General features: G+C 60.7%; 21 protein-coding genes and 5 pseudogenes. 23 read left to right on the forward strand and 3 right to left on the reverse strand.

The window, feature by feature from the left end:
- Positions 1–194: 194 nt before the first annotated feature.
- The 14 genes and pseudogenes from OMP40_RS26630 to OMP40_RS26695 all read left to right on the forward strand — a co-directional run bounded on the left by OMP40_RS26630 (position 195) and on the right by OMP40_RS26695 (position 14,207).
- Positions 195–521: a GNAT family N-acetyltransferase gene (locus tag OMP40_RS26630; RefSeq protein ID WP_338131242.1), complete on the forward strand. Its 327-nt coding sequence runs from the start codon at positions 195–197 to the stop codon at positions 519–521.
- A gap of 24 nt (positions 522–545) precedes the next feature.
- Entirely contained in the window at positions 546–1,103 is a 558-nt protein-coding gene (locus OMP40_RS26635) for a hypothetical protein (RefSeq protein WP_277535876.1), read from the forward strand.
- Between the two features lie 56 nt (positions 1,104–1,159).
- Entirely contained in the window at positions 1,160–1,456 is a 297-nt protein-coding gene (locus OMP40_RS26640; protein ID WP_277535877.1) for an antibiotic biosynthesis monooxygenase family protein, read from the forward strand.
- A 28-nt stretch (positions 1,457–1,484) separates the two neighbouring features.
- A complete protein-coding gene (locus OMP40_RS26645; RefSeq protein ID WP_277535878.1) occupies positions 1,485–1,994 on the forward strand; it encodes a GNAT family N-acetyltransferase in 510 nt (169 codons plus the stop codon).
- 763 nt (positions 1,995–2,757) lie between these two features.
- Positions 2,758–4,827 carry a bifunctional aldolase/short-chain dehydrogenase gene (locus OMP40_RS26650; protein WP_277535880.1) on the forward strand — a complete coding sequence of 690 codons (2,070 nt, stop codon included), beginning with the start codon at positions 2,758–2,760 and terminating at the stop codon, positions 4,825–4,827.
- Between the two features lie 44 nt (positions 4,828–4,871).
- Positions 4,872–5,243 (forward strand): sensory rhodopsin transducer, encoded by a 372-nt coding sequence (locus OMP40_RS26655; RefSeq protein WP_277535882.1) that lies wholly within the window; start codon positions 4,872–4,874, stop codon positions 5,241–5,243.
- A 112-nt stretch (positions 5,244–5,355) separates the two neighbouring features.
- Positions 5,356–6,618 carry an L-rhamnose isomerase gene (gene rhaA, locus OMP40_RS26660; RefSeq protein ID WP_277535884.1) on the forward strand — a complete coding sequence of 421 codons (1,263 nt, stop codon included), beginning with the start codon at positions 5,356–5,358 and terminating at the stop codon, positions 6,616–6,618.
- Between the two features lie 31 nt (positions 6,619–6,649).
- On the forward strand, positions 6,650–8,125 hold the full coding sequence (locus OMP40_RS26665) for a rhamnulokinase (protein WP_277535885.1): 1,476 nt from the start codon (positions 6,650–6,652) through the stop codon (positions 8,123–8,125).
- A 23-nt stretch (positions 8,126–8,148) separates the two neighbouring features.
- Positions 8,149–8,919 carry a DeoR/GlpR family DNA-binding transcription regulator gene (locus OMP40_RS26670; RefSeq protein WP_277535887.1) on the forward strand — a complete coding sequence of 257 codons (771 nt, stop codon included), beginning with the start codon at positions 8,149–8,151 and terminating at the stop codon, positions 8,917–8,919.
- Positions 8,920–9,140: 221 nt separating this feature from the next.
- Positions 9,141–9,870: pseudogene (locus tag OMP40_RS26675) on the forward strand ((Fe-S)-binding protein).
- Positions 9,867–11,384, forward strand: a complete 1,518-nt coding sequence (locus tag OMP40_RS26680; RefSeq protein ID WP_277535889.1) for a LutB/LldF family L-lactate oxidation iron-sulfur protein — start codon at positions 9,867–9,869, stop codon at positions 11,382–11,384. Before OMP40_RS26675 ends, OMP40_RS26680 begins: the two are co-directional and overlap by 4 nt.
- The gene (locus OMP40_RS26685; RefSeq protein ID WP_277535890.1) at positions 11,371–12,132 is read left to right on the forward strand and encodes a LutC/YkgG family protein; all 762 of its coding nucleotides are present in this window, start codon (positions 11,371–11,373) and stop codon (positions 12,130–12,132) included. The genes OMP40_RS26680 and OMP40_RS26685 overlap by 14 nt, the downstream gene beginning before the upstream one ends.
- Positions 12,113–12,892 (forward strand): FadR/GntR family transcriptional regulator, encoded by a 780-nt coding sequence (locus OMP40_RS26690; RefSeq protein ID WP_338131243.1) that lies wholly within the window; start codon positions 12,113–12,115, stop codon positions 12,890–12,892. Before OMP40_RS26685 ends, OMP40_RS26690 begins: the two co-directional genes overlap by 20 nt.
- 936 nt (positions 12,893–13,828) lie before the next feature.
- Positions 13,829–14,207: pseudogene (locus tag OMP40_RS26695) on the forward strand (VOC family protein).
- Between the two features lie 40 nt (positions 14,208–14,247).
- Here OMP40_RS26695 and OMP40_RS26700 read toward each other — a convergent pair.
- Positions 14,248–14,784 (reverse strand): TVP38/TMEM64 family protein, encoded by a 537-nt coding sequence (locus OMP40_RS26700; protein WP_277535892.1) that lies wholly within the window; start codon positions 14,782–14,784, stop codon positions 14,248–14,250.
- Between the two features lie 292 nt (positions 14,785–15,076).
- Here OMP40_RS26700 and OMP40_RS26705 point away from each other — a divergent pair.
- The 4 genes and pseudogenes from OMP40_RS26705 (at position 15,077) to OMP40_RS26720 (ending at position 18,000) form a co-directional block, all read left to right on the forward strand.
- A pseudogene (locus tag OMP40_RS26705) lies at positions 15,077–16,379 on the forward strand (deoxyguanosinetriphosphate triphosphohydrolase family protein).
- Positions 16,380–16,461: 82 nt separating this feature from the next.
- A complete protein-coding gene (locus tag OMP40_RS26710) occupies positions 16,462–16,860 on the forward strand; it encodes a MerR family transcriptional regulator (protein WP_277535893.1) in 399 nt (132 codons plus the stop codon).
- Positions 16,838–17,155, forward strand: coding sequence for a thioredoxin family protein (locus tag OMP40_RS26715; RefSeq protein WP_277535895.1), 318 nt, complete (start codon positions 16,838–16,840; stop codon positions 17,153–17,155). The genes OMP40_RS26710 and OMP40_RS26715 overlap by 23 nt, the downstream gene beginning before the upstream one ends.
- Before the next feature lie 647 nt (positions 17,156–17,802).
- A complete protein-coding gene (locus OMP40_RS26720; protein WP_277535897.1) occupies positions 17,803–18,000 on the forward strand; it encodes a cation transporter in 198 nt (65 codons plus the stop codon).
- Positions 18,001–18,079: 79 nt separating this feature from the next.
- On the opposite strand, the pseudogene OMP40_RS26725 reads toward OMP40_RS26720, so the two are convergent.
- Both OMP40_RS26725 and OMP40_RS26730 read right to left on the reverse strand, forming a co-directional pair.
- A pseudogene (locus OMP40_RS26725) lies at positions 18,080–18,287 on the reverse strand (small, acid-soluble spore protein, alpha/beta type).
- Positions 18,288–18,435: 148 nt separating this feature from the next.
- Positions 18,436–19,221, reverse strand: a complete 786-nt coding sequence (locus OMP40_RS26730) for an AraC family transcriptional regulator (protein WP_277535898.1) — start codon at positions 19,219–19,221, stop codon at positions 18,436–18,438.
- A gap of 125 nt (positions 19,222–19,346) precedes the next feature.
- Between OMP40_RS26730 and pyk the strand changes: the two are divergent.
- The 5 genes and pseudogenes from pyk (at position 19,347) to OMP40_RS26755 (ending at position 24,540) form a co-directional block, all read left to right on the forward strand.
- A pseudogene (gene pyk / locus OMP40_RS26735) lies at positions 19,347–20,763 on the forward strand (pyruvate kinase).
- Positions 20,764–20,987: 224 nt separating this feature from the next.
- Positions 20,988–22,412, forward strand: coding sequence for an aspartate ammonia-lyase (gene aspA, locus OMP40_RS26740; RefSeq protein WP_277535899.1), 1,425 nt, complete (start codon positions 20,988–20,990; stop codon positions 22,410–22,412).
- Positions 22,413–22,492: 80 nt separating this feature from the next.
- On the forward strand, positions 22,493–23,407 hold the full coding sequence (locus OMP40_RS26745) for an aldo/keto reductase (RefSeq protein WP_277535900.1): 915 nt from the start codon (positions 22,493–22,495) through the stop codon (positions 23,405–23,407).
- Positions 23,408–23,503: 96 nt separating this feature from the next.
- A complete protein-coding gene (locus OMP40_RS26750) occupies positions 23,504–24,223 on the forward strand; it encodes a type 1 glutamine amidotransferase domain-containing protein (RefSeq protein ID WP_277535902.1) in 720 nt (239 codons plus the stop codon).
- The gene (locus OMP40_RS26755; RefSeq protein ID WP_277535904.1) at positions 24,220–24,540 is read left to right on the forward strand and encodes a TraR/DksA C4-type zinc finger protein; all 321 of its coding nucleotides are present in this window, start codon (positions 24,220–24,222) and stop codon (positions 24,538–24,540) included. The genes OMP40_RS26750 and OMP40_RS26755 overlap by 4 nt, the downstream gene beginning before the upstream one ends.
- Position 24,541: the final 1 nt, after the last annotated feature.

Raw genomic sequence — 24,541 nt, forward strand, 5'->3', positions numbered from 1 at the left:
TGTGCGTTGGCGATCCTAGACAACTATTTAATGGCGATAATTAAATGGGTTAATTCATGAACGAAGGATGGTAGAACGCATGTTGGTTGACGTGAAGGAACGGTTGGAACAACGACAAATTTACGAACTGCTCGAGCTGTCCGTTTTTCCGGACCCCGACCGGCTGGTTGAAGTGCTGAACGAATACAGGGAAAATGACGATTTGCGCCTGCTGGGCTTCGAGGACAACGGGGGAGATCATCGGCGTCATCGGCTACGAAACGGATGCGAACCGCGTCGCGACCATTCGCCATATCGCGGTTCATCCGGACGAGCGGGGAAAAGGCTACGGCAGAGGCATGGTGCTGCATCTCCTGACCGCCGCCGATCCCGAACGGATCGAAGCGGAGACGGACGAGGAAGGCGTGAATTTTTACCGCAGCATCGGCTTCACCGTGCAAAGCCTGGGCGAAAAATATCCGGGCATCGAACGTTTTCGCTGCGCGTACGCCGTGTCTTTGGACGAAGAGGAAGACGACTAAAGCGAACGAGGAGCGGTCAGTCGCATGCGGGCGATCATCGATTTGTTCGGCTATTTGATATTGGCGGGCGGGACGTTCGTCGGCTTGACGAGCGGTTCCGTCACGCTTGTCGTGCTCAGTCTCTTCGGCGGTCCGGTCCTATTGGGCCTGGGGCATTTGATTGGCATCGCGGAAAACGTGCAGGCGCGTCTCCTGAACCTGGCGCCGACGCCGGATACGGTCCGGAGCCTGATCAAAAACGCGCCGGCGTACGTCGTCGACGGCTCCGATATCGGCGTAGCTGTGTATCCTTCGGCGGACGCGCCGTACAAATGGATCGAGCTGAACGGCGAAGTTTACGTGCGGTCGAGAGCGCTGCGAAATTATATCGAAAGCGTCGACAACCGTTATTCGTTCGCGCTTCCGGACCGCGAGACGGTCGTTCTTCGCGCTTCCGACCGTTATTCCGACGGCGTGCCTCTCTTTTGGAGCGAAGGACATGTTTATGTCATGCTGAGCGCGATCGGTCTATCCGGCATTAGGGAAAACGACCGCATCTCGCTCCGAACGATCCGTCAGACAGGGGAAGGGAACGATCGTTAGGCAGAGCGATAGGGCGGCAGGCGTCGTACATATGCCAATCCTCCGGAGGTGTAGCGATGATTTTGCAATCTTCGACGCTCAGCGTCAAGTCCGGCATGGCAAGCGAGTTCGAGAGCAGCTTCCGCAAGGCCCAGAAGCTGCTCGCCGGCACGCGGGGCTATATTTCGCATGAGCTTCACAAATGCGTGGAGCGGGAGGGCCGCTATATGCTGCTTGTCCGATGGCAATCCATCGGCGATCACGTCGTCGGGTTTATGGGTTCTCCGGCCCAGGGGGAGTGGCAGGCCGCGTTGAACGAATTTTACGAACGGGAACCGGAGAGCGACCATTACATTCGCATTCGTCTGGACTAACTTATTTATTAGGAAAAGAGGGGAAGCCGTGCCGCAGCAAGAAGCCTTTCGCATTGAAGTCGCCCGGTTCGACGATCTGCCGGACATCGTCTCGATCTACAACGCCACGATCCCGGGCAGGCAGGTGACGGCGGATCTGGAGCCGGTATCGGTCGAGAGCCGCATCGGCTGGTTCGAGGCGCATCGGCAGGATCGGCATCCCTTGTGGGTATTGCGCGCGGAAGGGCGCGTCGCCGGTTGGCTAAGCTTCTCGTCCTACCATAGCAGGGCGGCATACGATGCGACGGTCGAGCTCAGCATCTACGTCTCCGAAGCCGAACGGGGCCGTGGCCTGGGCGGCATGCTCATCCGCCATGCCATCGCGGCCGCTCCGCCGCTCGGCGTCAAGACGCTGGTCGGGCTCGTATTCGGTCACAACGAGCCGAGCCTCCGCCTGCTCGGCAAGCACGGCTTCGAACGCTGGGGACTGCTGCCCCGCGTCGCGGAGCTCGACGGCATCGAACGGGATTTGGTCATCGTCGGTCTGCGGGTCGGCTGAAGCGGATCGGAAGACTCCGCAGGAGGTTTAGTCGCTAAACAGGCCGTCTCGTGGCGAGTAACAACGGCGCCCGGTGCCGCTATTGCATCAAAACCTCGTCGTCGACGAGAAATAAGGTTGTCCCGTGCCGCTATTACACCAAAACCTCGTCGTCGGCGAGTAATAAGGGTGTCCCGTGCCGCTATTACACCAAAACCTCGTCGTCGACGAGAAATAAGGGTATCCCGTGCCGCTATTGCTCCAAAACGTCGCCGTCGGCGAGAAATAAGGGTGTCCCGTGCCGTTATTGCTCCAAAACGTCGCCGTCGGCGAGAAATAAAGGTGTCCCGTGCCGCTATTACACCAAAACCTCGTCGTCGGCGAGTAATAAAGGTGTCCCGTGCCGCTATTACACCAAGACCTCGTCGACGACGAGAAATAAGGGTGTCCCGTGCCGCTATTGCATCAAAACCTCGTCGTCGACGAGAAATAAGGGTGTCCCGTGCCGCTATTTCAAAAAAAACGCTGCACTTGGCGAGTAATAGTGCTGCTCAGTGCTGCTGATGCTTTTATACGCTTCCGGTAAACGAGGAGGCGGGATTTATCGGTGCTGCTCCGGTTTTGTTATTGTATACGTCCTCATGAATCATTCATGTTAGCATGTACATCCTCATTCGCGAGGGTGTTTTTTTTGTTTTTCTGCGAAAATGCATATTCAAAAACAAACAAAGATGATATAGTGAAAACAAAAGAAAACAAAACACATACTCGGAGGTCTCATCTCATGGTTCAAAGCTTGTGGAATTCCTCGGAAGCATCGAAGCAAGAAAACGCGCTGGACCAGCTCGTTTATCGCTCCAACATCATCGGCGCCGATCGCCGCGTCTGCAACTGGGGCGGCGGCAATACGTCCGCGAAGACGATCGTGAAGGATTTCCGCGGCCGCGACGTCGAAGTCATGTACGTGAAAGGAAGCGGTTCCGATCTCGCTTCGATGAAAGCCGGCAATTTCACGGGCTTGCGCATGGACGACATTCGCCCGCTGTTCGAGAAGGACGAGATGCCGGATGAAGAGATGGTCGCCTATCTCGTCAATTGCATGATCGACGTCAAGCACCCGCGCGCCTCGATCGAGACGCTGCTGCATGCGTTCCTGCCGTTCAAGCACGTCGACCATACGCATCCGGATTCGATCATCAGCCTGTGCTGCGCCGACAACGGCAAAGAGCTGGCGAAGGAAATTTTCGGCGACCGCTTCGTATGGGTGCCTTACATCCGTCCGGGCTTCAAGCTGTCCAAGATGATCGCGGAAGGCGTGCTGGCGAACCCGAACGCCGAGCTCGTCCTGATGGAAAAGCACGGCCTCGTCACCTGGGGCGAGACGAGCGAGGAGGCTTACGCGCAGACGATCAAGATCATCAGCGAAGCCGAAGCGTTCATCGAAGCGCGCGTCAACGCCGCGACGCTGTTCGGCGGCGTTAAGCACGAAGCGCTGCCGGCCGACGTTCGCCGCAGCATCGCGTCGCAGGTCATGCCGACGATCCGCGGCGCCGTCTCCGACGCCAAGAAGATGATCCTGTCGTTCGACGACGCGGACGACGTGCTGGCGTTCGTCGGCGGCGAACGCTCGCCGAAGCTGTCCCAAGTCGGCGCCGCCTGCCCGGACCACCTCGTGCACACGAAGGTCGTGCCGCTGTTCATCGACTGGACGCCGAACGCGGACGACGTCGAAGGCCTGAAGCAGGTCCTCAAGGATAGCGTCGCCGCTTACAAGGAGCAGTACAAAGCGTACTTCGAGCGCAACAAAAACGAAGGCGACGTCATGTTCGAGCCTGCGCCGCGCGTCATCCTGATCCCTGGCGTCGGCATGATCAACACCGGCAAGAGCTGGGCGATGTCCCAAGTCAGCGGCGCGCTCTACCACCGCGCGATCGCGGTTATGCGCGGCGCGACCGCGCTCGGCGAATTCGTCTCGCTCAGCGAAAACGAATCCTATAACGTCGAGTACTGGCCGCTCGAGCTTTACAAGCTGACGCTTGCACCGGCCGAAGCCGAATTTTCGCGCAAGGTGGCGTTCATCACCGGCGGCGCTGGCGGCATCGGCAGCGAGACGGCTCGCCGCCTCGTATCCGAAGGCGCGCACGTCGTGCTGGCTGACCTGAACCTCGAAGGCGCAGAGAAGGTCGCGGCCGAGATCAACGCCCGCTTCGGCGACAGCCGCGCGATCGCGGTCAAGATGGACGTGACGAACGAAGAGGCGGTTCAGGCAGCTTACGCGGCTACCGCGCTTGCCTACGGCGGCGTCGACATCATCGTCAACAACGCGGGTCTCGCGACCTCCAGCCCGTTCGAAGAGACGTCGCTGAAGGAATGGAACCTGAACATGAACGTGCTCGGCACCGGCTATTTCCTGGTCGCCCGCGAAGCGTTCAAGCTGATGAAGGCGCAAGCGGTCGGCGGCAGCATGGTGTTCATCGGCTCCAAGAACTCCGTCTACGCCGGCAAAAACGCCACCGCCTACAGCGCGGCCAAGGCGCTCGAAGCCCATCTGGCGCGCTGCATCGCGGCTGAAGGCGGCGAGCACGGCATCCGCGTCAACACGATCCTGCCGGACGCGATCCTGCAAGGCTCCGCGATCTGGAACGGCAGCTGGCGCAACGAACGCGCGGCGGCCTACGGCATCGAGCCCGACCAGCTCGAGGAGTATTACCGCAAGCGCACGACGCTGCTCGTCAACATCTATCCGCGCGACATCGCGGAAGGCGTCGCGTTCTTCGCCTCCTCGAAGGCCGAAAAGACGACGGGCTGCATGCTTACGATCGACGGCGGCGTACCGGCCGCGTTCACGCGCTAATCGCCCGCTTGGCGGTTCAATAGCCGACGAAGGAGAATACGCGTATGCCTCAAGCGACAGGCGAAAAGCGCTGGTTCATTCCGGACGCCTACATTCCCGAGCATAGCGCGGGCCAGCTTACGAGCCACGAATCGGTATGCGTGCTGAATACCGCATCCGACGACGCGCTGCTCCAGTTCACCATTTATTTCGAGGACCGCGAGCCGATCGAGGACATTCTGGTCGTCGTCCCGGCACGTCGCACGCGCCATATCCGCACCTCCTCGCTGGCCAAGGACGGCAAGAGCATCCCGCCCGGCGTGCCGTACGCGATCGAAGTGCGCAGCGACATCAAGGTCATCGTGCAGTACAGCAGGCTCGACGCGACCCAGGCGGAAAACGCGCTCATGTCGGTCATGGCGTTTCCGATTCATTAATCGCCCGACCTGTCCGACCTGTCCCAACAGCAATAACCGAACGATCGCAAGCCCGAGCGGCGCGGCGCATGACCCGCGTCGCTCGCCTGGCTTAAATAAGGAGGAGACCCATTTGCCATCCACCGATACGACCAAGCAATACGAAGCGGCCAAGGCGCAATACGCGGCACACGGCATCGACGTCGACGCGGCGCTCAAGAAGCTGTCCGAGATTAAAATTTCCATGCACTGCTGGCAGGGAGACGACGTACGCGGCTTCATGAATCGCGACCAGGATCTGACGGGCGGCATCGCGGTCACGGGCAACTATCCCGGCGCGGCGCGCACCCCCGACGAGCTTCGCGCGGATCTGGAAAAAGCGTTCTCGCTCATTCCCGGCAAACACAAGGTGAACCTGCATGCCATCTACGCGGACACCGACGAAAAAGTGGACCTCGATGCGATCGAGCCTCGCCACTACGAGCGTTGGGTCGAATGGGCGAAGGCGCAGGGACTCGGACTCGATTTTAATCCGACCTGCTTCTCGCACGAAAATTCCAAGGACGGCTTTACGCTCAGCCATGCCGATCCGAAAATCCGCGATTTCTGGATCGAGCACTGCAAGCGCTCCCGCCGCGTCGGCGCTTACTTCGGCGAACAACTCGGCCAGACCTGCGTCACGAACGTCTGGGTGCCGGACGGCTTCAAGGACAATCCGGTCGATCGTCTCGCCCCGCGCCGGCGTCTGAAGGATGCGCTCGACGAAGTGTTCGCGGAGGAGCTGAATCCGGCGCACAACCTCGACGCGGTCGAGAGCAAGGTATTCGGCCTCGGCGCCGAAGCGTACACGGTCGGCTCGCACGAGTTTTACATGGGCTACGGCCTGCAAAACAACAAGCTGATCTGCCTGGATGCCGGCCACTTCCATCCGACGGAGGTCATCTCCGGCAAGCTGTCCTCGCTGTCGCTGTTCGCCGAAGGCATGCTGCTGCACGTGAGCCGTCCGGTCCGCTGGGACAGCGACCACGTCGTCATTCTCGACGACGAGCTGTACGAGATCGGCAAGGAGCTCGTCCGCGGCGACCTGCTCGGCAAGACGCATATCGGCCTGGACTTCTTCGACGCCAGCATCAACCGCGTCGCGGCGTGGGTCATCGGCACGCGCAACACGATCAAGGCGCTGCTCCAGGCGCTGCTCGAGCCGACGGACCTGCTTCGCAAGGCCGAGCTCGAGGGCGATTACACGTCGCGTCTCGCGCTTACCGAGGAGTTCAAGACGTACCCGTTCGGCGCGATCTGGGACTACTACTGCGAATCGCAAGGCGTACCGGTCCGCGAGCGCTGGCTGGAAGAGGTCAAGGCGTACGAACGCGACGTGCTCGCCGCGCGCGCCTAAAGCCTAAGACGGATACGGGAGGTAGCGGATAATGGCCGACATTTTGGCTTACGATCTGGGCGCGAGCAGCGGCCGGGCGCTGCTCGGCAGGCTGAAGGACGGCCGGATCGAGACGGAGGAGCTTCACCGGTTCCCGAACGACCCGGTACAGGTCGGCGGCAGGCTCCACTGGGACATTCTGCGGCTGCTGCACGAGATGAAGCAGACGCTGCTTAAGGCCAAGCACGGCGGTATCGAGATCCAGAGCATCGGGATCGATTCCTGGGCGGTCGACTTCGGCTTCGCCGGGGAGAACGGCGAGCTGCTCGGCAACCCGTATCATTACCGCGACGCTCACACGGCAGGCATCATGCCCCGGCTGTTCGCCGACATTCCCGAGGCCGAGCTGTTCGCCAGCACCGGCATTCAGTTTTTGCCGTTCAACTCGATATTTCAGCTTTACGCGCTGAAGTCCGCGGGCAATCCGCTGCTGCGAGAAGCCAAGCGCTTTCTGATGATCCCGGATCTGCTGCGTTACTTCCTGACGGGAGAGATGCACGGCGAGTTCACCAACGCGACGACGACGCAGCTGTTCAGCGCGACGGCGAAGGATTGGGATCAAGCGCTGCTCGCGAAGCTTGGCTTGCCGGCGGAGTGGTTCGGCCCCGTCCTCGCGCCGGGGGACCGGGCAGGCTCGCTGAGTCAAGCGGTGACCGAGGAGCTCGGGGTGCCGGCGATCCCGGTATACGCGGTCGCGGAGCACGACACGGGCTCTGCGGTCGTCGCGGTGCCTGCGCTTGAGGAGCAGTTCGCTTACCTTAGCTGCGGGACATGGTCGCTCATCGGCACGGAAGTGACCGAGCCCGTGCTTACGGATCGCGCGCGCGAATTGAACTTCACGAACGAAGGCGGCGCTTACGGCACGTACCGGCTGCTCAAAAACATCATGGGGCTGTGGATCGTCAACGAATCGCGCAGAGCGTGGGAGCGCGAGGGAAGCGCGTATTCCTTTCCGGAGCTTGTCGCGCTGGCCGAGGGAGCGCCGGCATTCGGCGCCTTCATCGATCCGGACGACGAGGTCTTCCTCCCGCCTGGGGACATGCCCGGGCGGATCGCCGAATACTGCCGCCGTACCGGGCAGCAGCCGCCGGAAGGCGTAGGTGCGACGATGCGCTGCATTCTCGAAAGCCTCGCGCTCAAGTATCGCTATGCGCTCGAGCGGGTCGAGGAGCTGGCAGGCATGCGCTACGGCGGCCTCCATATGGTCGGCGGCGGCATCCAGAATACGCTGCTCTGCCGCTGGACCGCGTCCGCGATCGGCAAACCGGTCTGGGCCGGTCCGGCCGAGGGGAGCGCGATCGGCAACCTCGCGGTCCAGTGGATCGCGTCCGGCGAGCTGGCCGACCTGCGCGAAGCGCGCCGGGTCATCCGCGAATCGTTCGACGTCGTGACCTACGCGCCGGAAGATGCGTCGGCGTGGGAAGACGCTTATCGAAAATTCTTGCGGATAACGTCGTTGTCGCAGTAGGATAGAAGAAAGGAGGACGCCGAATGCTCGTCGCGGAACGTTATGAAAAAATCGTAGAGCTCGTTAACGAACGCGGCAGCATCCGCGTGTCCGAGCTGTCCGACCAATGCGGCGTGACGGAGGAGACGATCCGGCGCGATCTCGACCGGCTGGAGCAGGCCGGGCGGCTGCGAAGGTCGCACGGCGGCGCCGTGAGCGTCAAAGATCTGGATGTGCATGCGCAGCCGGAGACGCCTTACTCCGAGCGGGAGATCATCCGCGCGGACGACAAGCGGCGCATCGCCATCGAGGCGATCAAGCTCATTTCTCCGAAGGACCGGATACTGCTCGACGCGAGCTCGACGGCGTGGTACATGGCGCGCGAGATGCCGGATATACCGCTCACCGTGCTCACCAATTCGATCAAGGTCGCGCTCGAGCTGTCCGGAAAGGAGAAGATCGAGGTCATCTCGACGGGCGGACAGCTTGCCCGAAGGTCGCTCTCGTACGTCGGTCCGCTTGCCGAACGCTCGCTCGACGCCTATCACGTCGACAAGCTGTTTCTCTCGTGCAAGGGCGTCCATCTCGAGCGGGGCATCAGCGAGTCCAACGAGCTGCAAGCGCGAATCAAGCACAAGATGATCGGCATGGCCGATCAAGTGCACGTGCTGGCGGATTCAAGCAAGTTCGGGGTGCAGGCGTTCACGCACGTATCCGATCTGTCCGGGGTGGACCGGATCGTTACCGACCGGCGTCTGCCGGGCGAGATCGTGCGCGAGCTCGAGTCCCGCGGCATCGCCGTGAGCATCGCCTGACGCCGATCGCGCATCGGGAACGTGCCGCCCGGATCGGCCGACGCCATAAAATGCTGCCGGATCGCTTGCGTTCCGGCGGCTTTCGCACAAACAAGGCAACAACAAGAATGCGGCATGGAATTGTCGAACAGCAGCTTTGGCGCAGATTCGTCTGCGCTTTTCCCGTCACCAACTTGTCTGACAACCTGACATATTCATTCGAAACCGCGAGGTGTCAAACTATGAAGGTCTCATTGTTCATCACCTGCCTCGGAGACGCCATTTACCCGCGCGTCGGCGAGGCGATGGTTCGGGTGCTCGCGCAGCACGGCGTGTCGCTCGAATTTCCGAAGCTCCAAACTTGCTGCGGCCAGCCCGCCTTCAACAGCGGCTATTGGCAGGAGGCGCGGGCGAGCGCCAAGACGATTCTCGACGCCTTCGAGGACAGCGACTTCGTCATCTCGCCGTCCGGCTCCTGCACGGGGGATGATTCACCACTATCCGAAGCTGTTCGAGTCCGATCCGGTCCAGCTCGCGCGGGCGGAGCGCCTTCGGGACAAATCTTACGAGTTCACGCAATTTCTCGTCAACGTGCTCGGCGTGACGGACGTGGGCGCCAGCTTCCCGCACAAGGTGACGTATCATCCGTCCTGCCACGGCACGCGGCTGCTCGGCGTCAAGAACGAGCCGATGGCGCTCATGTCGAACGTGCGCGGTCTCGAATTCGTACCTTTGCCGTTCGCGGAGGACTGCTGCGGGTTCGGCGGGACGTTTGCGGTTAAAATGGCGGACATCTCGGGCGCGATGGTGTCGGAGAAGGTCGATCACGTGAAGGAGACCGAGGCCGAGGTGCTGGTCGGACTCGACATGGCCTGCCTCATGAACATCGCGGGCAACTTGCGTTATCGCGGCGAACAAGTGCGGGTCATGCACCTGGCAGAGGTGCTGGCGGAAGGAGCGGGTCTGGCATGAGCGCGCAAAAAGGCAGAGCGACGGTCAAGGAGCGGGCGGAGCTGGCGCTGAACGACGAGTTTCTCGTCAAGGCGGTCAAGTTCACGACCGAGCGGCTTCGCAACGGGAAAAAAAACGCCTCGGCGGAGCACGGGAATTGGGATGAGTGGCGGGAGCGGGGACGGCAGATCCGGCTGCATACGATCGCCCATCTCGACTACTATTTGAATCTGTTCGTCGAGAACGCGCGGGCGAACGGCGTGCACGTGCACTTCGCCGACAAGGGCGAGGACGCGGTCGCCATCGCGATGGACATCGCGCAGCGCAAGGCGGCCAAGACCGTCGTGAAGTCCAAGTCGATGGTTTCCGAGGAGCTGCACCTGAACCATGCGCTCGAGCAGATCGGCGTCGAAGCGATCGAGACCGACCTCGGCGAGTACATCATCCAGCTGGCGGGCGAGATGCCTTCGCATATCGTCATCCCGGCGATTCACAAAAACCGGTATCAAATCGCCGACCTGCTCTCCGAGGTGGCGGGGGAGAAGCTGGAGGCGGATACGACCGTGCTCGCCGGCTTCGTGCGCAAGAAGCTGCGCGAGAAGTTCCTCGAGGCGGACATCGGGATGACCGGCTGCAACTTCGCGATCGCGGAGACCGGCTCGATGGTGCTGTTCGAAAACGAAGGCAACGCGCGCATGGTAACGACGGTGCCGAAAACGCAAATTACGCTGATGGGGATGGAGCGCATCATTCCTTCCTTCGAGGATCTCGAAGTGATGGCGACGCTGCTGCCGCGTTCGGCGACCGGCCAGAAGCTGACGATGTACATGTCGGCGATCACCGGCCCCAAGCGGACGGCCGACGCGGACGGACCCGAGGAGATGCACATCATCATCGTCGACAACGGGCGTTCGCTGCAGCTCGGCGATCCCGAGTTCCAGGAGCTGCTCAATTGCATTCGCTGCGGCGCTTGTCTGAACGCCTGCCCGGTATACCGCCACATCGGCGGACACGCCTACGGAAGCACGTACAGCGGACCGATCGGCGCGGTGCTCACGCCGGCTCTCAATAAGAACGTCGCCGAGTGGGACGACATCGCCAACGCGTCGAGCCTGTGCGGCGCCTGTTACGAAGCGTGTCCGGTCAAGATACCGCTTCACGAGATGCTTATCTATCTGCGTCGCCGCAAGGTCGAGACGGGCAACGGCAAAGCCGTCGAGACGGCGGGCATGAAGGGATTTGCGGCGCTCACGGGCTCGAGCGCGGCGATGAAGGCGGCGCTCGCGATCGGCAAGATCGGCCAGCGGCTCGTCGTGCGGGGCGGCGAGATCAGGACCAAGCTCGGTCCGCTCAAGGGCTGGAACAGCTATCGGGTGACGCCGAGCCTGCCGAGGCGCTCCTTCCGCGACCGCTGGGAGAAGCTCAATCGGGAAGTCGACGCCGATCGCCCGCAGATGGCGCCGGACATGAAGCGCCGGATGGAGCAGATCGTCAAGGAACGGGGAAAAGGAGGCGGCGGACATGGCGGACATTAATAGGCAGACTGGTGCGGCAGGCGGCGAGTCGGAACGTGCGGCATGGCTGGCGGAGATGGAACGCGCGTCCCGAGCCAAGCAGGAGACGTTCATGAACGGCATCGCCGCCCGGCTGCGGCATCCGCGGATGACGTCGAAGCCGGCGCAGCCGGTTCGCGGGGCGCCGGACTTCTGGCGGACGTTCGACTGGACGCCGGAGGAACGGGTCGAGCGCTTCGAGGCGAACTGGCGCAGCGTCGGCGGGCATACCGCGCGCGCGAAGGATCTGGCCGAAGCCGGCCGCTTTATCGCGGAGCGGGCGCAGGAGCTTAGCGCCCGCATCATCGTGCGGCAGGATCAAGCGGAGCTGGCGTCGCTCGGGCTGGAATCTTCCGTGCCGGATGCCGAGGTGTCGGTCTGGAACGCGGACGAGGACGTCGCCTGGAAGGCGCGCGCGGCGGAGGCGGACATCGGCGTCGTGATCGCCGATCAGGCGCTTGCCTATACGGGCACGGTCGTCGTCCGTTCGGCGCCGAACAAGGGCCGTTCGGTCTCGTTGCTGCCGACCGTGCTGTTCATCCTGATCCCGGCGGAGCGGCTCGGCACGCGGCTTGGCGAAGCGCTCATTCCGATGGACGAGGGCGGCCGCGACGCGCTGCCCGCCGGCGTCCACTTCATCACGGGGCCGAGCCGGTCCTCGGATATCGAGAACGATCTGACGATCGGCGTGCACGGCCCCGGCGTCGTCTATGCGGTCATCATCGGCTGAAGCGCGGCCGTTCAAGGAGGCGAGTCCGATCGAAGCGAAGCGACTGACCAAGCGCAATCATTACGAGGAGATCGCGATGCAGATCCGCCGGCAGATCGAGGATGGGCGGCTCCGGCCCGGCGACAAGCTGCCGTCGACGCGCGAGATCTCCGAGCAGTTCGGCGTCGGCCGGTCGACGACGCGCGAAGCGCTCAGCGCGCTTAAGGCGATGGGACTCATCGACATCCGCCAGGGCGGGGGCTGCCGGGTCGCTGCCGCCCTGCCGGCCGGCCCCGCGCCGATGGGCGCGGCCGGTCTGGAGCCTCCCGAGCTGTCGTCCTTGCGGGACGACCGCAAGACGCTGCTTGAGCTGCTCGAGGTTCGCCAGACGCTCGAAGTGTCGATCGCTTCGATCGCCGCCGCCAAGCGCACGCCTGAGGACCTTGCCGCGCTGCGCGCGCTGCAGATCGAGATGGAAGCCGCCATCGGCGACGACATCGAAGGGGAGCGGACCGACCTTGAGTTTCACCTGCTGCTCGCCAAGTCGACGCGCAACGACATCATGATCTCGCTGTTCGCGTCGATCACGGGCCAGATGGAGCGGGCGATCCGCGACATCCGCCGCGTCGAGCTGTACGCGAATCGTTCCGTCGCGCGTAGGCTGTTCGAGGAGCATTCGGCGATTCTGGACGCCGTCGCGGAGCAAGAGCCGGTCGCGGCTTCGCTGCGAATGAACGAGCATCTCGCGCACGTGGAGCGCATGCTGCTGCGGCATCTGTAAGGCAGTCGTGTTCAGAAAAGGAAAGGACGAGGCGCGCGCGCTTCGTCCTTTTGCTGCGGCAAGATCGCTTTCAGCCGTCGGGAAGCCGCAGTCGCCGCGCGCTATTTGTTCCTACTAGGTAACAAATCCTCGGCGTCCCCGTCGCCGCGCGCTATTTGTTCCTACTGGGTAACAAATCCCCGAGCGTCCCCGTCGCAGTCCGCTGTTTGTTCCTAACGGAGAACAAATCCTCGGCGTCCCCGTCGCAGCGCGCTGTTTGTTCCTAGTGGAGAACAAATCCGCGAGCATCCCCGTCGCCGCGCGCTGTTTGTTCCTACTGGGGAACAAATCCGCGAGCGTCCCCGTCGCCGCGCGCTGTTTGTTCCTAGTGGAGAACAAATCCCCGAGCGTCCCCGTCGCCGCGCGCTGTTTATTCCTAATGGAGAACAAATCCGCGAGCGTCCCCGTCGCAGCGCGCTGTTTGTTCCTACTGGAGAACAAATCCGCGAGCGTTCCCGTCGCCGCGCGCTATTTGTTCCTACTGGGTAACAAATCCCCGAGCGTCCCCGTCGCAGCGCGCTGTTTGTTCCTAGTGGAGAACAAATCCCCGAGCGTCCCCGTCGCAGCGCACTGTTTGTTCCTAGTGGAGAACAAATCCGCGAGCATCCCCGTCGCAGTCCGCTGTTTGTTCCTACTGGAGAACAAATCCCCGACCAACCCATTCTCTGAACGCATGTAATCGACAACCGCATAACCTTGCTGATCAAGCATAATTCCGTAATCGTTTTCATCAAACGGATTCTACCAAAAATCGCTACTACCAAAAAACGGCTGCGTCCAATTCGCTAATCGCTGCAATCCAAAAACAAATCGTCCTGGCGTATGGCTTCTTTTGGTGTAAAATGGAATTGTAAAATGAAACGAAGTTTCACCACGCGGTACTATAGGGGGGGCAATATGGCTTACGAATTTTTCGGAATTGATCACGTACAACTTGCAGCTCCGGAAGGCTGCGAAGCGGAGGCTCGGAACTTTTTTTAGTCGCTTATTAGGTTGGCCCGAGCTTCCTAAGCCTGCGAATTTGCAACAGCGCGGCGGCGTTTGGTTCCGATGCGGCACGCAGCAAGTTCACGTCGGCGTTCAAAAAGAGTTCATTCCAGCGACGAAAGCGCACCCGGCGTTCCTTGTGCGTCACTTGGAAGCGTTGCGCGAACATTTGCATTGTCAGCTCATTCCGATCGTTGACGATGAAGCGAGGGCCGATGAAGGGGTACGACGCTTTTATGTAAACGATCCGTTTGAAAATCGACTTGAATTTCTAGAGCGGCTTTCGTAACCGTAAGCGGGGACACGGTCGCGAATAAATATATTCGCGGTCAGCCTAGCAAAAAGCCGAGCAGCTTCTCCCCCGCGAACGCATAAAGCGCCATCATCGGCAGCTTGCCGAGCGCGGTGCCCGCGATATAGGGCAACGGCCGGATTCCGGCGGCCGCTGCGTACAGATTGACGAGAGGCTGCGGCAGGAAGGGGACGAGCCGGGCGACGAAGACGAACCAGAACGGCCTTCGGTCCAGCTTGCCGGCGAACGCCTGGAGCCTTGGGCTGCGGGCGAGCCAGCCCGAGGCGGCTTCACCAAGGAAGAGGCGCGCATACACATACATAAGCACGGCCGCGACCGTCGCGCCGAACCAGCTGATCAACGCGCCCCCCGGCGCGCCGTATGCGTATGCGGCTAGCGCGATGAACAATTTATAGGGAAGAACGGGAAACAACGCGAGCGTCAAGGCGAGCAGCAGCATCGTCCCTATTGAAAAGGAACCGCTCTGCATGAACGCGAGCAAATCGTTCTTGAATAGCCAAACCACCCATACGACCAGGCCATAGATGACCAAAGCCCATCCGAATTTTTTCATCGCTGCACCTTCCGCCGACAAACCGCCGTATTTACGCCATCGCGCGTCATCCGCCGGTTTTTTTTTCGCCGCAGATTCCTTTGTTCAGACTAACCCATTCAGCCGTATAACCGCAACCGCCGCGGATCGGGCAGACAAGCTGCCGCGGAGCTCACATCCTACTTGCTTCAGGACCGCCTGACGCATATACTAATCCAGATATCAATGCCGGTTGGACCAAGCCTGCCGTTCAAACCGCAGAGGAGCAAGAGGCCGATGACCCTGCAAAAAAGGACAAACGAATCTCCGCAAAATGAGATTGTTCGATACCGAAAATATCCACTCCGGCGACGACCGCGACGAATACGAAAAGGACTATGCCAGGCTTATCCAATCCCCGTCGTTTCGGCGGCTGCAGGGAAAATCCCAGGTGTTCGGCGCCGGCAGCGGGGACTACTACCGGACGCGTCTGACGCACTCCATCGAAGTATCGCAGATCGCGCGGGAGGTGGCTCGCCGGCTGGGCAAGCAGTACGAGCTGCTGAGCAGGCGGGAGCATCCCGGCCTTATGATCGACCCGGAGGTCGTCGAAGTGGCGGCGCTCGCGCACGATCTCGGGCATCCGCCGTTCGGTCACAAGGGCGAAGAGGTGCTGAACGACCTGTTGATGGAGGAGTTCGGGCTTAAATACGAGGGCAACGCGCAAAATTACCGCATTCTGATGTTCCTCGAAAAGCGCGCGGGGGAGCGACAGCGGTCTCGATCTAAGCGCGTCCGTGCTGCTCGGCATCAACAAGTATCCGTACAATCTCGATATGCCCGGACAGCTCAAGGGCGTCTATCATATGGAATGGGAAGGCATCCGGTACCTGCGCGATCTGTGGGGCATGCCCGACGGCTGCGCGACGCTCGAGGCCCAGCTTATGGATCTGTGCGACGACATCGCCTATTCGACCCACGATCTCGAGGACGGCATCCGCGCGGGGAAAATTCCGATGAGCCGGACGCTGTTCGAGGACGAACGCATCGTAGCGGCGCTAATCCAGGAGATCAAGGACGATCCGGGCAACCACAGCATGAATTGGGAGCAGATCGATCTCCCGTCCATGGTGCGCACGGTGCTAAGCGGGTATCTCGAGCAATGGGAACAAATCTATGTCGAGTGCGGAGGCGAACCGTCACGGGCGAGGCGCGAGATGAAGGCGCGCTGGGTGCGCAAATTCGCCAATCAGGTGGGCATCCTGGACGACCCCGCGAGGGGATGGAAAAAAGTGACGTTCATCCGCGACGGCGCCCAGGACATCGAGCTGCTGCGAACGATGGAAATATTGAAGAAGCTGGCATGGGTGACGCTGATCAAGGATTTTCGCGTACAGCGGCTGCACAAGCGCAGCGAAGTGATGATTCGCAGGCTGTGGGGCAGCTTCAAGGAATACGAGGCAGGCAAGCTGATCATCCCGCCGGACTGGCACGAGAGCTACGAACAGCACAAGGGACGCTGGCAGTGGGAGCGGCTCGTGGCGGACTATTTGTCGGGCATGACGGATGCTTATGCGGAAAAGGTGTACGCCGAATTTTTCGCGAGCCGCTCCGGATCGATTTACGAACGCGATTGAGTTCTTGCGGGCGCCGCTTGACCCTGACATTAATGGCAGGGTGTATGCTGGATTCAGCCTGGAAGGAGGGAGACGGTCGCATATGAAAATCGGCGAGCTGTCGCGCAGGACAGGCGCGAGCATCCGGTCGCTTCGCTATTATGAAGCTCAAGGTCTGATCGCGCCGCTGCGCGAATCGAACGGCTACCGCGAGTATTCGACGCTGGCCGAGGAGCAGGTGCGCACGATCCGTTTTTATTTGCAGCTGGGGCTGACGACGGAGCAGATCGCCGGTTTTCTGAACTGCGTGCTGAGCCGTCCGGAGACGTTCTGCACCGAGGTGCTGCCGGTATACGAGAGCAAGCTGGCGGACATCGAAGCGCAGATCGCGCAGCTGACGCGCATTCGGGACAATCTGACCGACCGGATCGCTTCCTTCCGCGGCGAATCCAAGCAGGGCGAAGGAGTGTCGAAGCGAGATGAGAGCAGCGAACGACGTTAATTTTGAAACTGCGGTGCGGCCTACGGGCGTGACGCTGGTGGACTTCGGAGCGACCTGGTGCCCGCCGTGCAAGGCGTTGCTGCCGGTCATCGAGACGCTGGCCGAAGAATACGGCGAACGGGTGTCCATCGTGAAGGTCGATACGGACGAGTCGCCCGAGACGGCTTCAAGCTTTGGCGTGATGTCCAACCCGACCGTCATCGTGTTCAACGACGGCGAGCCCGTCGAGAAGCTCGTCGGGCTCCGTCCGATCGAGGCGTACAGAACGGTGCTGAACCGTTACGTGCCAAGCTAAGCGTAATCGATGAAGCGAAAGCCTTCAGGACCCCTTTTATCGGGCTGAAGGCTTTTGGCGTTGTGTTGGTTGCGTGGAAGAGCCGAGAATGGCGGGCCTGCACCTTCTGTTGGCCGTTGTGGTCGCTTGACTTTGTATCGCTCTGCAAGCGCCGCCGATCGCAAACCGTCGTTGTGAACCGTTCCGTCACAGCCGCGAACTACTTTCGATCGAAAGCGCTTGAGTAGGATCGAGCCATTTAAAGCGCTGAGTGCTTTCGAATAAAAGCACTTGAGGAGCAACAAACGGTCGAAGCCGGAAAGTGCTTTCGAATGAAAGCACTCTCCGGCCGAGGAGCCTTTTGAGCCGCGAAGTACTGCCTTTGGAAAGCACTTTGGGCCATTAGTACAGTCGAAGCTGCAAAGTGCTGTCCATTGATAGCACAATGGTGTCCACGAACAGTCGAAGATACAAGCACTGCCGCTTGAAAGCTGGAAAGCACTTTACATGCACGCGAATGCAGCGACATGCACGCGAATGCAGCGACATGCACGCGAATGCAGCGACATGCACGCAACCTGCGGGCCGATGGCGGGCAGATTCGCTTGACATACCCTACGGGGGTATATTACATTGAAAGTATCAACCAATCGAGGAGGCCTTTAACCGTGAATACGACTCTAAAAGTAGCGGGCATGTCTTGCGCGCACTGCGTGAATAGCGTGGAGGGCGCGATCAAGAAGCTTGGCGCGCAGGCGAAGGTGGATCTGGCGTCGGGTTCGGTCGCAGTAAGCTACGACGAGGGCAAGCTGGGACTTTCGGAAATTAAGACGGCGATTGAAGAGCAAGGCTACGACGTCGTTTAACGAGAAAAAATGCGATTCCCTGCGAAGGAGCCATCCGCCGATGGCTCCTTTTTCGTTCTATGGGCGCATCAGGCGAAATTCAGAATCGGCCGCCCAATTGCTGCTCGGCGATTTGCACGAGCCTTTTTTGTGATGTTGCCGCCGATCTGTCCGGCTTCGCGCGTCAGCATGTTGCCGTAATAGCCGTCTTGCGGGATCTGAATGCCAAGCTCCCTGGCGATTTCGAACTTCAATTGCTCGAGCGCGGCGCGGCATTCTGGAACTACGAGTTGATTGCTTCTGGACATGTCTATCACCTCCGTTGATGGAGGTTATTATATCGATTGGCAGTTCCTTCTATACGGCCGCCAAGAAGCTTTTAAGGATACGAATTGTTTCACGTGAAGCAACATTTTATGTCATTAATCGACTTTTGGCGACGTTTAACGGCATTAGTTATTTGATATTCCGTTCATTCATGAAGGAGGCGGGCGGGAATCCCGTCAGTTTTTTGAAGATGCGGTGGAAATAAGACAGATCCCGGTAGCCGAGATATTCGGATATTTCGCCTGCGGTAAGCAGCGATTCCTTAAGCATGTAAACGGCCGTTTTAATCCGCATCGCGTGCGCATACTCGCTGATCGTCTGGCCCGTCGCGCGCTTGAACAGCGCCGCGGCGTGATTGGGCGTCCGGCCGATCGCGGCGCCGAGCTCCTCTTTCGTGATTTTCTCCCGATAGTGACCCGCGATATAGGCTTTCATCCTTTCGGCGAGCAAGAGGGAGGACGGGCTCGGCGGTTCCTTTTGCAGTTCACGGCTCCATAACGCAGCGAGCTCAAGCAAGATCGCCTCGCAGCGTACGGTCGCGTAAGGCGCTTGCTCCTGCCACTCGCCCAGCAGCGTCCGGAGCCGGTCGGCCATCCATTCGAACGGCAGGCCCTTCGCGACCCGGGGCATGCCGTCGTCGAGCAGCGGGAGACCGGTTGCCGAATTCCGCGCCGCCAGCAAAGCCGAATACTTTTCGTGAAAAACGTTTCCGGCGGCATCGTCTTCGCATTGCGCGACCGCGGGGACGTATACGACGTCTCCCTTCGAGGCGGCGTAGGACACGCCGTCGATGCGCAAGCGGAAGTTGCCGTATGTGACGACGGCCAATAAATCGCAGGTCTCCCCGGCTTCCTGCCGGTTCAAGCGCTCGGGCCCCCGGTCGAGCCGAAAATCGATCAAGCTGATGCGCGCCATCCAAAGCTCCCTTTCCAATCGTACAATAATGCACTAATCGTACTATATTTCATATTCAATCGGCAATTCTAAGTTTAATATAGAAGGATAATGTCGAATCAGGCGATGAAGAGAGGAAGAGCAACTTGCGAAAAACAAAAATCGTATGTACGATGGGGCCGTCCTGCGACACTACGGAGACGCTGAAAAGAATGATCGGCGCCGGCATGAACGTCGCGCGTCTCAATATGGCGCACGGCGAGCTTGCCGACCACAGCGGCCGAATCGCGCGCATTCGCGAAGCGGCGGCAGAGATGAACGCGCTCGTGCCGGTGCTGATGGACATCAAAGGTCCCGAAGTCCGCATCGGCAAGCTGGCCGAGCCCGGCGAACTGAAAGCCGGCGATACGCTCACGCTCACGACGGAGATGATCGTGGGCGATTTGAAGCGCATCTCGGTCAACTATAACGAGCTGCCGCTCGTCGTGAAGCCGGGTAACCGGATTCTCGTCGACGACGGACTCATCGAGCTGACCGTGACGGACGTGACGGATACCGAGGTCATTACGCGCGTCGTGAACGGGGGGCGTCATCAAGTCCAACAAGGGCGTCAACCTGCCGGGCATCAAGACGACGCTGCCGGGCGTGACCGAGCGCGATATTATGCATATCAAATACGGCGTCGGCGAAAACGTCGACATCATCGCGCCGTCGTTCGTGCGCCGCGCCGAGGACATCCTGCAAATTCGCGGCTTGCTCGAAGAACTGGGCGCGACGCACATCCAGATCATCTCGAAGATCGAGAACGAGGAAGGCGTCGAAAACCTGGACGCGATCATCGAGGTCTCCGACGGCATCATGGTCGCCCGCGGCGATCTCGGCGTCGAGATCCCCGTCGAAGAAGTGCCGATGATCCAGCGTCAGATGATCGAAAAGTGCAACCGCGCGGGCAAACCCGTCATCGTCGCGACGCATATGCTCGATTCGATGCAGGTTAATCCGCGTCCGACGCGCGCCGAGGTGAGCGACGTCGCCAACGCCGTCATCCAGGGCGCGGACTCGGTCATGCTGTCCGGGGAATCCGCGGCCGGCAAGTACCCGGTCGAGTCGGTCGCGACGATGTCGAATATCGCGCTCAAGGCCGAATCGATGCTCGATTACAAGGAGGCGTTTTTGCAGCGCGCCAAGGTGCAGCCGCAGGCGACGACCGAAGTCATCAGCCAGGCGGTCGTCAGCTCTGCGCTCGAGCTGAACGCGAAGGCGATTCTGACGCCGACCGAGAGCGGGTTCACCGCGCGGATGGTATCCAAATACCGTCCGAAGGCGCCGATCGTCGCGATCGCTTACGACGACAAAGCGTTGATGCGTCTTTGTCTGTTGTGGGGCGTCGTTCCCGTCAAAGGCACGAAGGAGCAGTCGACGGACGACGTGATCGCTGCGGCGGTGCGGCACGCCCGCGCAAGCGGACTTATCGCCTCGGGCGACCACGTCGTCATCACGGCTGGCACGCCGATCGGCAAGTCCGGCGCGACCAATCTGATCAAGATCGAACAGGTTGTTTAGGGGCGTTAAATAAGCAGGGGAATAAGCAGGGAGCGCGCCAAGCAGAAGCGGCGCCAAGCGGGATCCGCCGGATGAATGGCCGGGGATCCCGCTTTTTTTCGTATCGGCCGCGTGCGGCATTCCTCCGGTCCGCTCCATTATGGATATTTGCGCGCTTATGTTACAATCGGCACCAAAGGCACGGCCGCGTGCATTTCAAAACGGCGAAAGCGGGGAGAAGCGAAATGAGTTTTCGGATCGAACGCGACTTTATCGGAGAAAAGGAGGTGCCGATCGACGCGTATTACGGCATTCAAACGATGCGCGCGGTCGAAAATTTTCCGATCACCGGCATTTCCGTGCATCATGAGTTGATCATCGCTTTGGCGCACGTCAAGAAAGCGGCCGCGCGCGCGAATGCGTCCACGCATATGCTGACGCAGCCCATCGCGGACGCGATCGTGCAGGCTGCGGACGAGATCATACTCGGCGGTTTGGCCGACCAGTTCATCGTCGATTCGATCCAGGGCGGGGCAGGCACCTCCATTAATATGAACATGAACGAGGTGCTCGCGAACCGGGCGCTCGAGCTGATGGGCAAACAGAAGGGCGACTATTTCCACTGCAGCCCGAACAATCACGTCAACATGTCCCAATCGACCAACGACGCGATACCGACGGCGATCAAGATCGCGGCGTACCAGCAGGCGCATCGGCTCCTGGATACGCTGCAGTCGCTGCAGGAGGGGTTCGATCGCAAAGCTTTGCAGTGGGACGGCATTATCAAAATGGGCCGAACCCACCTGCAGGATGCGGTGCCGATCCGGCTCGGACAGGAGTTCGGCGCCTACGCCGCCGTCCTGGGCCGCGACGTCAAGCGCATCGCCAGCGCGACCGGGCACCTGCTGACGGTGAACATGGGCGCGACGGCCGTTGGCACGGGGCTGAACGCCAAGCCCGAATACATAAAGGAAGTCGTACGATTGATGGCCGAGGATCTCGGCATCGCTCTCGCGTCCGCGGACAATCTCGTCGACGCCACCCAAAATACGGACGCCTATACGGAGCTGTCCGCCGCACTTAAAGTTTGCGCGGTCAACCTGTCCAAAATTTGCAACGATATTCGGCTTATGGCGTCGGGACCGCGCGCCGGGCTCGGCGAGCTCGCGCTGCCGCCCAGACAGCCCGGATCGTCGATCATGCCCGGCAAGGTCAACCCGGTCATGGCGGAGGTCGTCAACCAGACCGCGTTTCAAGTGATCGGCAACGACCATACGATCTGCCTGGCGTCGGAGGCTGGCCAATTCGAACTCAACGTCATGGGGCCCGTCATCGCGCTCAATCTGCTGCAGTCGCTTCGCATTTTGCGCAATGCCGTCGACGTTTTCATACAATTTGCGCTGGACGGCATGGAGGCGAATCTCGAACGTTGCGCGGCCTACGTGCGCGACAGCTTCGGGATCGTGACCGCGCTTAATCCTCATCTGGGCTACGAGGTTGCGGCGGGGCTCGTCAAGGAAGCGCTCAAGTCGGGACAGCCGATCCGCGACATCATTCTCGAGCGGGCGCTGCTCACGCCCGAGGAGATCGATGTCATCCTCGACCCCTACCATATGACATCGCCAGGCATATCGGGCGAATGGCTGCTCGGCAAAAACGGGGATCTGTAGCGAAATCGTCAGCGATGTGCGACGTGGAGCCTACGGACGAATAAAACAAACGCATTTGAAACCCATGGGAGGGAATCGCCATGCCATTCGAAAAGCGGACGCTCGGCCGCACCGGGCTGCGCGTAACGCCGATCGGCTACGGTTCGATGGAACTGCGCGGAGACCGCGTTTGGAGCGGCAGGCCGGTGGACGACGCGGAAGCGGGGCGCGTGCTGAACGAGGTGCTGGATCAGGGTATCAATTTTATCGACACGGCTTTTTCTTACGGCATTGCGGAGGCGGCGATCGGCAAGCATATTGCCCACCGAAGAGACGAGTATTTGCTCGCCACCAAGTGCGGCCGGGAAGTCATCGACCGCGGCGATTACGTCGACACGCCGCACTGCTGGGACCGGCGCTTTTTGACGGAAAGCTTCGAAGAGAGCTTGCGGCGGCTCAAGACGGATTACGTCGACCTGCTTCAGTTGCACGGCCCGATGCCGGAGGATGCGGAGCGCGAGTCGCTCGTCTTGTTTTTGCAGGCGCTTAAACAGGCGGGGAAGGTGCGCTGGATTGGCATCTCCAGCTTTTTGCCGGCCGCGGCGCATTTTATCCGGACGGGCGAGTTCGATACGATCCAGATGCCGTATTCGGCGATCGAGCGCGCGCACGAGTCGCTTCTGTCGGAGGCGGCCGCCCAAGGCGCGGGCGTCATCGTTCGCGGCGGCGTCGGCAGGGGCGAGCCCGGCGCGGGTCTTGGCCAACAGGACCAATGGGCGTACTGGAACGACGCGAACATGGACGAGCTGCTTGGCGCCGGGGAGACCCGGACCGGCTTCATGCTGCGCTTCACGCTGAGCCATCCGGACATTTCGACGATCATCATCGGGACGAAAAACCCGGCGCATCTTCGCGAAAATGTCGCGCAGGCGCAAAAAGGGAAGCTGTCGCCGGACGTATACGAAGAAGCGAAGCGCAGATTGTCGGCGGCCGGCTCCGTCGTTGCGGAAGCATAATTCGGCGCGTCGCATTGTTGCGCAGGATTACGCATCTCTCTCAGCGGGTAAGAAGGTAGCATGACTATCCATTCTGCCACCTGGGAGTGATTAAATATGAATCAAACGAATCGCGTGCTCATCGTCGTGACGAACGGCAAACAGCTGGACGACGGTCCGCTCGCCGGCGTATGGTGGTCGGAAGTCGCGGAGCCGATCGAGGAATTCGCCGCGCGCGGCTACGAAGTGACGATCGCAAGTCCCAAAGGAGGCGAAGCGCTGGTCGACCCGGCTAGCATGAAGGAGGCCGGCGAAGGCGGAGCGCATTCCTATAAAAAATGGCTGTCGGACACGATGCCGCTCGGCAAAGCGAAGACGCAGGATTACGAAGCGATCTTTCTCGCCGGCGGGCATGGCGCCATGTTCGATCTTCCGCACGACGTCCACCTGCAGAACCTGTTGACGGACTTCGTCACGGCGGGCAAGCCGATCGGCGCCGTCTGCCACGGCGTCGCCGGACTTGTCGGCGCGAAGCTGGACACGAGCAATCCGCTCGTCGAGAACAAACGCTTGACCGGCTTCACCAATGCGGAGGAGGAGGGGACGCCGCTTAAGGGCAGGCTGCCGTTTCTGCTTGAGACGAAACTGAAGGCGCTTGAGGCGAAGTTCGTCGCGGGTCCCGACTTCGCCGAGCACGTCGAGATCGACGGCGGTCTCGTCACGGGACAAAATCCGGCATCCTCGCGGGCGGCGGCGCTAGCGGTCGCCGATCTGATCGCGGCCGACAAGCCGCTTGAGCATCGTCAAGGACGCGTGCCGGGAGGTGTGAAGCGATGAACGGATTAAACGAAAAGCAGCTCGCCAGGCTGAAGGAACTGCTGCTGGCGGAAAAGTCGGAGATCGACCGTCACTTCGCGCTGGAAGCCGACGACGGAACGACGTCGATGACCGACGATACGGGCGAACTGTCGTCGTACGACAATCATCCGGCGGATCTGGGCACCGAGACGTTCGAGCGGGAACGGGACGCCGCGATCGACCAGCGATATTTCGAACGAAGAGATGACGTCGAGCGCGCCCTGGCCAAGTTCGAAGACGGCACATACGGGTTGTGCGAGGTCAGCGGGGGAGCCGATCGGATACGAACGGCTTGAG

Origin of the sequence: Cohnella rhizosphaerae, assembly GCF_029525575.1 — a bacterium.
In the GTDB taxonomy this organism is placed as follows: domain Bacteria; phylum Bacillota; class Bacilli; order Paenibacillales; family Paenibacillaceae; genus Cohnella; species Cohnella rhizosphaerae.

What these genes read in the sequence shown, in the direction of transcription:
- OMP40_RS26630 (WP_338131242.1), top strand. Translation starts at nt 195, where the DNA reads ATGACGATTTGCGCCTGCTGGGCTTCGAGGACAACGGGGGAGATCATC.
- OMP40_RS26635 (WP_277535876.1), top strand. Translation starts at nt 546, where the DNA reads ATGCGGGCGATCATCGATTTGTTCGGCTATTTGATATTGGCGGGCGGG.
- OMP40_RS26640 (WP_277535877.1), top strand. Translation starts at nt 1,160, where the DNA reads ATGATTTTGCAATCTTCGACGCTCAGCGTCAAGTCCGGCATGGCAAGC.
- OMP40_RS26650 (WP_277535880.1), top strand. Translation starts at nt 2,758, where the DNA reads ATGGTTCAAAGCTTGTGGAATTCCTCGGAAGCATCGAAGCAAGAAAAC.
- OMP40_RS26655 (WP_277535882.1), top strand. Translation starts at nt 4,872, where the DNA reads ATGCCTCAAGCGACAGGCGAAAAGCGCTGGTTCATTCCGGACGCCTAC.
- OMP40_RS26665 (WP_277535885.1), top strand. Translation starts at nt 6,650, where the DNA reads ATGGCCGACATTTTGGCTTACGATCTGGGCGCGAGCAGCGGCCGGGCG.
- OMP40_RS26670 (WP_277535887.1), top strand. Translation starts at nt 8,149, where the DNA reads ATGCTCGTCGCGGAACGTTATGAAAAAATCGTAGAGCTCGTTAACGAA.
- OMP40_RS26680 (WP_277535889.1), top strand. Translation starts at nt 9,867, where the DNA reads ATGAGCGCGCAAAAAGGCAGAGCGACGGTCAAGGAGCGGGCGGAGCTG.
- OMP40_RS26685 (WP_277535890.1), top strand. Translation starts at nt 11,371, where the DNA reads ATGGCGGACATTAATAGGCAGACTGGTGCGGCAGGCGGCGAGTCGGAA.
- OMP40_RS26690 (WP_338131243.1), top strand. Translation starts at nt 12,113, where the DNA reads ATGCGGTCATCATCGGCTGAAGCGCGGCCGTTCAAGGAGGCGAGTCCG.
- OMP40_RS26700 (WP_277535892.1), bottom strand. Translation starts at nt 14,784, where the DNA reads ATGAAAAAATTCGGATGGGCTTTGGTCATCTATGGCCTGGTCGTATGG.
- OMP40_RS26710 (WP_277535893.1), top strand. Translation starts at nt 16,462, where the DNA reads ATGAAAATCGGCGAGCTGTCGCGCAGGACAGGCGCGAGCATCCGGTCG.
- OMP40_RS26715 (WP_277535895.1), top strand. Translation starts at nt 16,838, where the DNA reads ATGAGAGCAGCGAACGACGTTAATTTTGAAACTGCGGTGCGGCCTACG.
- OMP40_RS26730 (WP_277535898.1), bottom strand. Translation starts at nt 19,221, where the DNA reads ATGGCGCGCATCAGCTTGATCGATTTTCGGCTCGACCGGGGGCCCGAG.
- aspA (WP_277535899.1), top strand. Translation starts at nt 20,988, where the DNA reads ATGAGTTTTCGGATCGAACGCGACTTTATCGGAGAAAAGGAGGTGCCG.
- OMP40_RS26745 (WP_277535900.1), top strand. Translation starts at nt 22,493, where the DNA reads ATGCCATTCGAAAAGCGGACGCTCGGCCGCACCGGGCTGCGCGTAACG.
- OMP40_RS26750 (WP_277535902.1), top strand. Translation starts at nt 23,504, where the DNA reads ATGAATCAAACGAATCGCGTGCTCATCGTCGTGACGAACGGCAAACAG.
- OMP40_RS26755 (WP_277535904.1), top strand. Translation starts at nt 24,220, where the DNA reads ATGAACGGATTAAACGAAAAGCAGCTCGCCAGGCTGAAGGAACTGCTG.